This window comes from Pseudomonas sp. NPDC086251 (genome assembly GCF_044746405.1).
In the GTDB taxonomy this organism is placed as follows: Bacteria; Pseudomonadota; Gammaproteobacteria; order Pseudomonadales; family Pseudomonadaceae; genus Aquipseudomonas.
Genome location: NZ_JBIVBY010000040.1, coordinates 5,601 through 17,354 on the forward strand (window position 1 = coordinate 5,601; position 11,754 = coordinate 17,354).

The following is an 11,754-nucleotide window of genomic DNA, read 5'->3' on the forward strand; positions in this document are numbered from 1 at the left end:
GGGAAAGCCAGCATCCGCTACTCTGTGAAATCGAGAAGGACGGTTAATCGCCGGACACTTGGGTATGAGGTGAAGCTATGTTAAACCGCGAGCTCGAAGTCACCCTCAATCTTGCCTTCAAGGAGGCCCGTTCGAAGCGTCATGAATTCATGACCGTCGAGCATCTCCTGCTGGCCCTATTGGACAATGAGGCTGCCGCCACCGTTTTGCGTGCCTGCGGCGCAAACCTCGACAAACTCAAGCATGATTTGCAGGAGTTCATCGACTCCACCACGCCACTGATCCCCGTTCATGACGAGGATCGTGAAACCCAGCCAACCCTGGGCTTCCAGCGTGTCCTGCAACGTGCTGTCTTTCATGTACAGAGCTCGGGCAAACGCGAAGTAACCGGCGCCAACGTGCTGGTTGCAATCTTCAGTGAGCAAGAGAGTCAGGCAGTGTTCCTGCTGAAACAGCAGAGCGTTGCGCGCATCGATGTCGTCAACTACATCGCCCACGGCATTTCCAAAGTGCCGGGGCATGGCGATCACTCTGAAGGTGAGCAAGATATGCAGGACGACGAGGGCGGTGAGTCTTCATCTTCAGGCAATCCTCTGGATGCTTATGCCAGCAACCTCAACGAACTCGCGCGCCAGGGTCGAATCGATCCATTGGTCGGCCGTGAGCTGGAAGTCGAGCGTGTCGCGCAGATCCTCGCGCGCCGTCGCAAAAACAATCCGCTGCTGGTGGGCGAGGCAGGCGTGGGTAAAACCGCGATTGCCGAAGGCCTGGCCAAGCGCATTGTCGACAACCAGGTGCCGGACCTGCTGGCCAACAGCGTGGTGTATTCCCTCGATCTGGGCGCCTTGCTGGCCGGGACCAAATACCGTGGCGATTTCGAGAAACGCTTCAAGGCGTTGCTCAATGAGCTGAAAAAACGTCCGCAGGCGATTCTGTTCATCGACGAAATCCACACCATCATCGGTGCGGGTGCCGCGTCCGGTGGCGTCATGGATGCCTCGAACCTGCTCAAGCCGCTGCTGTCGTCCGGTGATATCCGCTGCATCGGTTCGACCACCTTCCAGGAATTCCGCGGGATCTTCGAGAAGGACCGAGCCTTGGCCCGGCGCTTCCAGAAGGTCGACGTGTCGGAACCTTCGGTGGAAGACACCATCGGCATCCTGCGCGGCCTGAAAGGGCGTTTCGAAGCGCACCACAACATCGAGTACAGCGATGAAGCCCTGCGCGCAGCGGCTGAGCTGGCCTCGCGTTACATCAATGACCGGCACATGCCGGACAAGGCGATCGACGTCATCGACGAAGCGGGTGCCTACCAGCGCCTGCAACCGATCGAGAAGCGCGTGAAACGCATCGAAGTGCCTCAAGTCGAGGACATCGTCGCGAAAATCGCGCGTATTCCGCCTAAGCACGTCACCAGTTCCGATAAAGAGCTGCTGCGTAACCTTGAGCGTGACTTGAAGCTGACCGTATTTGGCCAAGATGCGGCGATCGACTCGCTGTCGACCGCGATCAAGCTGTCCCGTGCCGGCCTCAAGTCGCCTGACAAGCCTGTCGGTTCGTTCCTGTTCGCAGGGCCGACCGGTGTCGGTAAAACCGAAGCGGCGCGTCAGTTGGCCAAGGCGTTGGGCATCGAGCTGGTTCGTTTCGACATGTCCGAGTACATGGAGCGCCACACCGTATCGCGTCTGATCGGTGCACCTCCTGGCTATGTCGGGTTCGATCAGGGTGGTTTGCTGACCGAAGCCATCACCAAGCAGCCTCACTGCGTGCTGTTGCTCGATGAGATCGAGAAGGCGCATCCGGAAGTCTTCAACCTGCTGTTGCAGGTCATGGACCACGGTACGCTGACCGATAACAACGGGCGCAAGGCGGACTTCCGTAACGTGATCGTCATCATGACGACCAACGCCGGTGCCGAAACGGCAGCTCGCGCTTCGATCGGTTTCACCCATCAGGACCACTCGTCCGATGCGATGGAAGTGATCAAGAAGAGCTTCACGCCGGAATTCCGTAACCGTCTGGACACCATTATCCAGTTTGGTCGCCTCAGTCATGAGGTCATCAAGAGCGTGGTGGACAAGTTCCTTACCGAGCTTCAGGCGCAGTTGGAAGACAAGCGTGTGCAGCTTGAGGTAACGGACGCGGCTCGCAGCTGGTTGGCGGCGGGTGGCTATGACTCGGCGATGGGTGCTCGACCTATGGCGCGTTTGATTCAGGACAAGATCAAGCGTCCGCTGGCGGAAGAGATTCTGTTTGGCGAGTTGGCTGATCATGGTGGCGTGGTGCATATCGATCTGAAGGATGGTGAGTTGACCTTCGATTTCGAGACCACGGCGGAAATGGCCTGACTTGTTGTAGCTTTAAAGCGAAAGGCGCCTTTGGGCGCCTTTTTGCTGCTTGTGATTTGGGTGTATATCCGTTGCTGCGGTAACGGCGGCTTAGGGTTTCGCCCTTACGGCGACTCACTTTTTTGACAAACGCCTCAAAAAAGTAAGCAAAAAAAGGCTTGCCCCGGCGTCCGGCCCCTCGCTTAGGCTCGGCGTTCCTTCGCTCCGCTATTCATCTGGGGGCATCGCCTCCGGTCTGCTTCGCGACGACCTCCTCTCGATGTGTTCGGCTTCGCCGAACGGCGCTACGCGCCTAACCCCCAGATGAACACCTCCACTCAGCCTGCCGAAGGGGCGGGCAGATCAAAAACAAGATCAAAAGCTTTCAGGCGAGCTAACGCTCGGCCTTGAGTGGTGAAAAGCGTGGCGTGTATGCCACTTCATTGTGGGAGCGAGCCTGCTCGCGATGGACTCATAGGCGCCGCGTATATCCTGTTGAAGCGCGTCATCGTTGACGTTCTTCGCGAGCAAGCTCGCTCCTACAGGGGGTGGTGGTCTATTCAAATGTGCGGTTGCACACGGTCAAGGCGTTGGCGAAGGCTGCGATCTTTTGATCCGCTTTGGCTCTGGCTCTGGCAACGCTCGGCCTGTTGAGTGGTGAAACGCGACGCGGTAGGCCGCTGTGCTTCTGATTTTCTGATTTTCTGTAGGAGCGAGCTTGCTCGCGATGGACATTAACGATAACGCGTGTTTGCTGGATAAACGCGTCGCCCTCGAGTTCATCGCGAGCAAGCTCGCTCCTACAGGGGGTTGGTGGTCTATTCAAATGTGCGGTTGCACACGGTCAAGGCGTTGGCGAAGGCTGCGATCTTTTCATCCGCTTTGGCTCTCGCTTTGGCTTTGGCTTTGGCTTTGGCTTTGGCTTTGGCTTTGGCTTTGGCTTTGGCTTTGGCTTTGGCTTTGGCTTTGGCTTTGGCTTTGGCTCTGGCTCTGGCTTTTGATCTTGATCTTGATCTTTTGCCCCTTCGGCAGGCCGAGCGTAGGTGTTCATCAGGGGGTTAGGCGCGCAGCGCCGTTCGGCGTAGCCGAACACATCGAGAGGAGGTCGTCGCGAAGCAGACCGGAGGCGATGCCCCCTGATGGACACCGTAGCGAGGGAACACCGAGCCTAGGCGAGGTGCCGTACGCCGGGGCAAAGCCTTTTGCTTACTTTTCGGCGTCTGGAAAAAGTGAGTCGCCGTAAGGGCGAAACCCTAAGCCGCCGTTACCGCAGCAACGGATATGCCCCAAATCCCAAAACCCCAAAACCCCAATACCCAAACAGCAGACAAACAAAAACGCCCGGCATAAGCCGGGCGTCTTGTATTGACTTGATTAACGAGCGCGGTAAGTGATCCGCCCTTTGCTCAAGTCATAGGGCGTCAGCTCGACGCGCACTTTGTCACCGGTAAGAATACGGATGTAGTTCTTGCGCATCTTGCCGGAAATATGCGCGGTTACGACGTGCCCATTTTCCAACTCCACACGAAACATGGTGTTGGGCAGGGTGTCGACGACAGTGCCTTCCATTTCGAAGCTGTCTTCTTTCGACATGCAGTAAAGCCCTCGGTGTCCAATGAATGGCCCGGTGCAACTGCGCCAGGCAAAAGCGGCGTGCATTGTGCCCGAAAAATGGGGTTTAAGCCAAGGGGTTTAGGGCTTGCTCTAGTTCAGGATGACCCAGCGCTGATTAATCAGCAGTTCGATGGGGCGATATTGCGTCTTGTAGCTCATTTTTTTGCAGTTTTTAATCCAATAGCCCAGATAGACCGCTTCCAGCCTCAGGCGCCGGGCCTCGGCGATTTGCCAGAGGATCGCGTAACGCCCCAGGCTGCGACGTTCTTCGGCGGGTTCGTAGAAGGTGTAGACCGCCGACAGACCGTTCGGCAGCAAGTCGGTGACGGCCACGGCCAGCAGCCGTCCGTCGAGGCGGAACTCATAGAAGCGCGAAAACGGCAGGTCGCGCACCAGGAACGTGGCGAACTGATCGCGGCTCGGCGGGTACATGTCGCCATCGGCATGACGCTGTTCGATGTAGCGCTGATACAGGTCGAAATATTCTTCGCTGAACCCGGGTTTGGCCGGGCGCACTTGCAAATCAACGTTACGCTTGAAGATGCGTTTCTGCTGACGATTGGGCGTAAATTGCGCCACAGGGATACGGGCCGGCACGCACGCATTGCAATTCTGGCAATGCGGCCGGTAGAGATGGTCGCCACTGCGACGAAAACCCATCTCTGACAGGTCTGCATAGACATGCACATCCATGGGCTGACTAGGGTCGAGGAACAGGGTAGTGGCCTGCTCCTCGGGCAGATAACTGCAAGAGTGCGGCTGAGTGGCATAGAACTTCAAACGCGCCAACTCGGTCATGATCAACCCTCGGGGGTAAACTTTAAATAAGTGTAAGCCACGCGCGCGAAAGTCGCTCAGCAAACCCAGGTTGCACGGCTGGGTGGGTCCAGATGCTGAGCAAGGTAGCGGGCAAACTCGCTGCGCGGAATGGCCCGGGCGCCGAGACTATGCAAATGGTCGGTGGGCATCTGGCAGTCGATCAGCACAAAGCCTGAGTCTTTCAGATGTCGGACCAGTGTGGCAAAGCCATATTTGGAGGCGTTGTCGGCGCGACTGAACATCGACTCGCCGAAAAACAGCTGCCCCATGGCCAGGCCATACAGCCCGCCGACCAGCTCGCCCTGGTCCCAGACTTCCACCGAATGCGCGTAACCACGCCGGTGCAGTTCGAGGTAGGCGTTCTGCATCGCTTCGGTGATCCAGGTGCCATCGGCGTGGTCGCGCGGTGCGGCGCAGGCGCGGATGACCGCGGCAAAATCCTGATCAAAGGTCACTTGGTAGCGTTGTTGGCGCAGCAACTTGTTCAGGCTGCGGGAGACATGCAGTTCGTCGGGAAACAGCACCGTGCGCGGATCCGGCGACCACCAAAGAATCGGCTGGCCTTCGGAAAACCATGGGAAACAACCGTGGCGATACGCTTGAACCAGACGATCGGCGGACAGATCTCCGCCCGCAGCCAACAGTCCGTTGGGATCGCGCATGGCTTTTTCCAGCGGCGGGAAGGTCAGGGTGTTGCGTTGTAACCAAGTCAGCATGGCATCCGGGCTTGCAGAAGGGGAGGGCGGTGGCGGGCTGGTCGGCCCGCCGTCAAGTGTGCCGTCAAACGGTCGGAATGTCGTCGAGGTATTTCTCGGCGTCCAGCGCGGCCATGCAACCGGCGCCGGCAGACGTGACCGCCTGGCGGTAAACGTGGTCGGCGACATCGCCGGCGGCAAACACGCCATCGATGGCGGTGGCGGTGGCATTGCCTTCGCTGCCGCCCTTGACCAGCAGATAGCCGTCACGCATCTCCAGTTGGCCTTGAAACAGATCGGTGTTGGGCTTGTGGCCGATGGCGATGAACACGCCGGTCAGCGGCAATTCCGTGGTTTCGCCCGTGTGGCTGTGGCGCAGGCGGGCGCCGGTCACGCCGCTGGCATCGCCCAGCACTTCGTCGAGATTCTGGTTCCAGTGCAGGCGAATATTGCCGTTGGCGGCTCGTTCGAAGAGTTTGTCCTGAAGGATTTTCTCCGAACGCAACTTGTCGCGCCGGTGGACGAGGTGGACTTCCTTGGCGATATTCGACAGGTACAGTGCTTCTTCAACCGCCGTGTTGCCGCCACCGATCACTGCGACCACCTGATTGCGATAGAAGAAGCCGTCGCACGTGGCGCAGGCCGAAACCCCTTTGCCGGCAAACGTCTCTTCCGAGGGCAGGCCCAGGTATTGCGCCGAGGCGCCGGTGGCAATAATTAGCGCATCACACGTGTAGGTGCCGCTATCGCCGGTGAGTTCGAACGGGCGCTGCTGCAATTTGGCGGTGTGGATATGGTCGTAGACGATCTCGGTGTCAAAGCGCTCGGCGTGTTTTTGCATGCGTTCCATCAGCACCGGGCCGGTGAGGCCTTCGACGTCGCCGGGCCAGTTATCGACTTCGACGGTGGTGGTCAGCTGGCCACCTGCCTGTATGCCAGTAATGACAACGGGCTTGAGGTTGGCGCGGGCGGCATAAACGGCTGCGCTGTAACCGGCAGGGCCGGAACCCAGAATGATCAGGCGGGAATGCTTCGCTTCGCTCATAAAAACACCTCATAAGCCTTTGTCACAAAAGAGAATGCATGCTCAAATTGAACCGCGCGCAATGGGCTTTTGGCTATGCTACACCCAAGGGTCACAAGCATGGCATCGGACGAACAAACCCGTACAATGCCTGTCTGTAACTGTGCTTGTAACAAAATAAGCAGTACGCGCCGTGTTTATAAAAACCGGGGAGCAGTGTTAAAAGTAGTCCCAGTTGCGCCTGTTAACTTTTTTACCTGCCTGGATTGGGCAGTTTTTTATAGTCATTCAACAGATGGACGCGCCACTGGCGCAGGAAAAGAAGCGTTTTGAAGAAATCCACCGCAGCACCTAAACCAGCCGTTGTTCCGCTCTGGCGCCAGCATTTGCACTACCGACTCAAGGAAGGTGCATTGATCGCCATCGGCGCCTTGTGCCTGTTCCTGATGATGGCCTTGTTGACCTATGGCAAGGACGATCCGGGCTGGAGCCATAACAGCAAGATCGACGATGTACAGAACTTCGGCGGGCCGGCCGGCTCCTACAGCGCCGATATCCTGTTCATGGTGCTGGGTTACTTCGCCTACATCTTCCCCCTGTTGCTGGCGGTCAAGACTTACCAGATCTTCCGCCAACGCCACGAGCCGTGGCAGTGGAGCGGCTGGCTGTTCTCCTGGCGCCTGATCGGTCTGGTGTTCCTGGTGCTGTCGGGCGCGGCTCTGGCGCATATCCATTTTCATGCGGCGACCGGTTTGCCGGCCGGCGCTGGCGGTGCCTTGGGCGAAAGCCTCGGTGACCTGGCCAAGAATGCCCTGAACATCCAGGGCAGCACGCTGCTGTTCATCGCGCTATTCCTGTTCGGCCTGACGGTGTTCACCGACCTGTCGTGGTTCAAGGTGATGGACCTCACCGGCAAAATCACCCTCGACCTGTTCGAACTGTTCCAGGGCGCGGCCAATCGCTGGTGGGCCGCCCGTGTCGAGCGTAAACAGCTGGTTGCGCAGTTGCGTGAAGTCGACGACCGCGTGCATGACGTGGTGGCGCCGACCGTCACCGACAAGCGCGAACAGGCCAAGGTCAAGGAACGCCTGATCGAACGTGAGCAGGCCCTGAGCAAGCACATGTCCGAGCGCGAGAAGCAGGTGCCGCCGGTGATTGCCCCGGCGCCGCCGAAACCGGCAGCCCCGAGCAAACGCGTGGAAAAAGAGAAACAGGCGCATTTGTTCGTCGACAGCGCCGTCGAAGGCACCTTGCCACCGATCTCGATTCTCGACCCGGCGGAAAAGAAACAACTCAATTACTCGCCTGAATCCCTGGCTGCGGTTGGCCACTTGCTGGAAATCAAGCTCAAGGAATTCGGCGTCGAAGTCTCGGTGGATTCGATTCACCCGGGCCCGGTGATTACCCGTTACGAAATCCAGCCAGCTGCCGGGGTCAAAGTCAGCCGCATTTCCAACCTGGCGAAAGACCTCGCGCGTTCCCTGGCCGTGACCAGTGTGCGGGTGGTGGAAGTGATTCCGGGCAAGACCACCGTCGGTATCGAGATCCCGAACGAAGACCGCCAGATCGTGCGGTTCTCCGAAGTGCTGTCGACCCCCGAGTACGACAATTTCAAGTCGCCGGTCACGTTGGCCCTGGGCCACGACATCGGCGGCAAGCCGGTCATCACCGACCTGGCGAAAATGCCGCACTTGCTGGTAGCCGGTACGACCGGTTCCGGTAAGTCGGTGGGCGTGAACGCGATGATCCTGTCGATCCTGTTCAAGTCCGGCCCGGAAGACGCCAAGCTGATCATGATCGACCCGAAGATGCTCGAACTGTCGATCTACGAAGGCATTCCGCACTTGCTGTGCCCGGTCGTCACCGACATGAAAGACGCCGCCAACGCCCTGCGCTGGAGCGTGGCGGAGATGGAGCGTCGCTACAAACTGATGGCGAAGATGGGCGTGCGAAACCTGTCGGGCTTCAACGCCAAGGTCAAGGAAGCCCAGGACGCCGGCGAGCCATTGACCGATCCGCTGTACAAGCGCGAAAGCATTCACGACGAAGCGCCGCTGCTGACCAAGCTGCCGACCATTGTCGTGGTGGTCGACGAATTCGCCGACATGATGATGATCGTCGGCAAGAAGGTTGAAGAACTGATCGCGCGTATCGCCCAGAAGGCCCGTGCTGCCGGTATCCACTTGATCCTCGCGACCCAGCGTCCGTCGGTTGACGTGATCACCGGTCTGATCAAGGCCAACATTCCAACGCGTATGGCGTTCCAGGTGTCGAGCAAGATCGATTCGCGGACCATCATCGACCAGGGCGGCGCCGAACAATTGCTCGGCCACGGTGACATGCTCTACATGCCGCCGGGCACCAGCCTGCCGATCCGTGTTCACGGTGCCTTCGTTTCCGATGACGAAGTTCACCGGGTGGTCGAAGCCTGGAAGCTGCGCGGCGCGCCGGAATACAACGACGAGATTCTTGCCGGTGTCGAAGAGCCCGGCAGCGGCTTTGACGGCGGCAGCGGCGGTGGCGACGATGATGCTGAAACCGACGCGCTCTATGACGAAGCGGTGCAGTTCGTTCTGGAAAGCCGTCGCGCGTCCATCTCCGCGGTTCAGCGCAAGCTGAAAATCGGCTACAACCGCGCCGCACGCATGATCGAGGCCATGGAAATGGCCGGGGTCGTGACGTCCATGAACACCAACGGTTCGCGTGAAGTCCTGGCGCCTGGCCCGGTACGCGACTGATTTGAATTGAACAGCGGTGGCGCAGTGATGCGCCGCCACTCTCCCCACGAATGTTATGAGGACTCCCATGCGTCTTATCCGCATGCTGTTGCTGCCGGTACTGGCTTTGACCACGCTTTCGGCCCACGCCGATGACAAGGACGTGGCGCGTCTGACCCAATTGCTGGAAAAATCCCAGACCCTGACCGCACGGTTCTCCCAGCTGACCCTCGATGGCAGCGGCACCCAGTTGCAGGAAACCGCCGGTCAAATGTCCTTGCAGCGTCCTGGCCTGTTCTACTGGCACACCGATGCGCCGCAAGAGCAACTGATGGTCTCCGATGGCAAGAAAGTGTCCCTGTGGGACCCGGACCTGGAGCAGGTCACCATCAAGAACCTCGACCAGCGCCTGACCCAGACCCCGGCCCTGTTGCTGTCCGGTGATGTATCGAAGATCAGCCAGAGTTTCGACATCAGCGCCAAGGAAGCCGGCGGCGTGATCGACTTCACCTTGAAGCCGAAAACCAAGGACACTCTGTTCGACAGCCTGCGCCTGTCGTTCCGCAATGGCCTGGTCAATGACATGCAACTGATTGACAGCGTCGGTCAGCGCACCAATATCCTGTTCACCGGCGTGAAGGCCAACGAGCCGATCCCGGCCTCCAAGTTCAAGTTCGACATCCCCAAGGGTGCCGACGTGATCCAGGAATAAAACGCAGGACATTGTGGGAGCGGGCTTGCTCGCGAAAGCGGTGGGTCAATCAACATTTTTGTTTTCTGACCCACCGCTTTCGCGAGCAAGCCCGCTCCCACAGGGAACGCGGTGTTACAACCCAGTGAGGTTTGATAAGCAGTGATGGACCTGTTTCGCAGTGCCCCGATAGCTCAGCCCTTGGCCGCGCGTTTGCGTGCGGCCAATCTGGACGAGTACGTCGGTCAGGAGCACCTGCTCGCTCGCGGCAAGCCTTTGCGCGAAGCCTTGGAGCAGGGCGCCCTGCATTCGATGATTTTCTGGGGCCCGCCGGGTGTGGGCAAAACCACCCTGGCGCGACTGCTGGCGGAAGTCTCGGATGCGCACTTCGAAACGGTCTCGGCAGTGCTGGCCGGCGTGAAGGAAATCCGTCAGGCGGTGGAAATCGCCAAGCAACAGGCCGGGCAGTACGGCAAGCGCACCATCCTGTTCGTCGATGAAGTGCACCGCTTCAACAAGTCCCAGCAGGATGCGTTCCTGCCTTACGTTGAAGACGGCACGCTGATTTTCATCGGCGCGACCACCGAAAACCCTTCGTTCGAACTCAACAATGCGCTGCTGTCCCGCGCCCGCGTCTACGTGCTCAAAAGCCTCGACGAAGCGGCCCTGCGCAAACTGGTGCATCGCGCGCTGACCGAAGAGCGTGGCCTGGGCAAACGGCAACTGACCCTCAGCGATGAAGGCTTCCAGATGCTGCTGTCCGCCGCCGATGGCGATGGCCGGCGTTTGCTCAACCTGCTGGAAAACGCCTCGGACCTGGCCGAAGACAACAGCGAGATCGGCGTCGATCTGCTGCAAAGCCTGCTCGGTGATACCCGGCGGCGTTTCGACAAGGGGGGCGAAGCGTTCTACGACCAGATTTCCGCGCTGCATAAATCGGTACGCGGCTCCAACCCCGACGGCGCGTTGTACTGGTTCGCGCGGATGATCGATGGCGGTTGCGATCCGCTGTACCTGGCCCGGCGGGTGGTGCGCATGGCCAGCGAGGACATCGGCAACGCCGACCCGCGCGCGCTGAGCCTGTGCCTGGCGGCGTGGGAAGTGCAGGAGCGCCTCGGCAGTCCCGAAGGCGAATTGGCGGTGGCCCAGGCCATTACGTACCTGGCCTGTGCGCCGAAAAGCAACGCGGTGTACATGGGGTTCAAAGCGGCGATGCGCAGTGCCACCGAACACGGTTCGCTGGAAGTGCCGCTGCACCTGCGTAACGCGCCGACCAAGCTGATGAAGCAGCTGGGTTATGGCGACGAATACCGTTATGCCCACGATGAGCCGGACGCCTACGCCGCGGGCGAAGACTATTTCCCGGAAGAACTCGAACCACAGCCGTTCTATCAGCCGGTACCACGCGGCCTGGAGCTGAAGATCGGCGAGAAGCTCAATCACCTCGCACAACTTGACCGTCTCAGCCCCCGGCAGCGGAGAAAATAGTGATTCCCTTGATCGTTGCCGTCTCTGCCGGTGGTATCGCCGGTACGCTATTGCGCTTCGCCACTGGCAACTGGATCAACGCTAATTGGCCGCGGCACTTCTATACCGCGACGCTGGCCGTTAATATCGTCGGCTGTTTGCTGATCGGCGTTCTATACGGTCTGTTTTTGATACGCCCGGAGGTGCCGATTGAGGTGCGCGCCGGGTTGATGGTCGGCTTCCTCGGGGGGCTGACGACTTTTTCATCCTTTTCACTGGATACGGTGCGCCTGCTGGAAACCGGGCAAATGCCGCTGGCCCTGGGCTATGCTGCCATCAGCGTATTCGGCGGGCTGCTCGCCACCTGGGCTGGCCTGTCCTTGACCAAACTTTGATAACG

At 59.3% G+C, this 11,754-nt stretch carries 10 protein-coding genes; 6 read left to right on the forward strand and 4 right to left on the reverse strand.

The features are described from left to right. Positions 1-77: 77 nt before the first annotated feature. Complete coding sequence (clpA, locus tag ACIPL2_RS30650) at positions 78-2,348, forward strand: ATP-dependent Clp protease ATP-binding subunit ClpA (RefSeq protein WP_008146900.1); 2,271 nt, start codon at positions 78-80, stop codon at positions 2,346-2,348. A gap of 792 nt (positions 2,349-3,140) precedes the next feature. After that, positions 3,141-3,389 carry a hypothetical protein gene (locus ACIPL2_RS30655; RefSeq protein WP_401363263.1) on the forward strand — a complete coding sequence of 83 codons (249 nt, stop codon included), beginning with the start codon at positions 3,141-3,143 and terminating at the stop codon, positions 3,387-3,389. 312 nt (positions 3,390-3,701) lie between these two features. Here the strand turns inward: ACIPL2_RS30655 and infA are convergent, their stop codons facing one another. From infA to trxB, 4 genes are all read right to left on the reverse strand, one after another. After that, complete coding sequence (gene infA / locus ACIPL2_RS30660; RefSeq protein WP_002553999.1) at positions 3,702-3,920, reverse strand: translation initiation factor IF-1; 219 nt, start codon at positions 3,918-3,920, stop codon at positions 3,702-3,704. A gap of 111 nt (positions 3,921-4,031) precedes the next feature. Beyond that, positions 4,032-4,739 carry an arginyltransferase gene (locus tag ACIPL2_RS30665; protein ID WP_401363266.1) on the reverse strand — a complete coding sequence of 236 codons (708 nt, stop codon included), beginning with the start codon at positions 4,737-4,739 and terminating at the stop codon, positions 4,032-4,034. 56 nt (positions 4,740-4,795) lie between these two features. Further along, entirely contained in the window at positions 4,796-5,476 is a 681-nt protein-coding gene (gene aat, locus ACIPL2_RS30670) for a leucyl/phenylalanyl-tRNA--protein transferase (protein ID WP_401363269.1), read from the reverse strand. Positions 5,477-5,540: 64 nt separating this feature from the next. Then, complete coding sequence (gene trxB / locus ACIPL2_RS30675; protein WP_401363272.1) at positions 5,541-6,500, reverse strand: thioredoxin-disulfide reductase; 960 nt, start codon at positions 6,498-6,500, stop codon at positions 5,541-5,543. 308 nt (positions 6,501-6,808) lie between these two features. Here trxB and ACIPL2_RS30680 point away from each other — a divergent pair, with 308 nt between their 5' ends. From ACIPL2_RS30680 to crcB, 4 genes are all read left to right on the forward strand, one after another. Continuing rightward, a complete protein-coding gene (locus tag ACIPL2_RS30680) occupies positions 6,809-9,217 on the forward strand; it encodes a DNA translocase FtsK (protein ID WP_401363274.1) in 2,409 nt (802 codons plus the stop codon). Positions 9,218-9,284: 67 nt separating this feature from the next. Next, entirely contained in the window at positions 9,285-9,908 is a 624-nt protein-coding gene (gene lolA, locus ACIPL2_RS30685; RefSeq protein ID WP_059406617.1) for an outer membrane lipoprotein chaperone LolA, read from the forward strand. A gap of 144 nt (positions 9,909-10,052) precedes the next feature. Then, complete coding sequence (locus tag ACIPL2_RS30690) at positions 10,053-11,375, forward strand: replication-associated recombination protein A (protein ID WP_027925133.1); 1,323 nt, start codon at positions 10,053-10,055, stop codon at positions 11,373-11,375. Continuing rightward, positions 11,375-11,749, forward strand: coding sequence for a fluoride efflux transporter CrcB (crcB, locus tag ACIPL2_RS30695; protein WP_401363278.1), 375 nt, complete (start codon positions 11,375-11,377; stop codon positions 11,747-11,749). Before ACIPL2_RS30690 ends, crcB begins: the two co-directional genes overlap by 1 nt. The last annotated feature ends 5 nt before the right edge of the window (positions 11,750-11,754 follow it).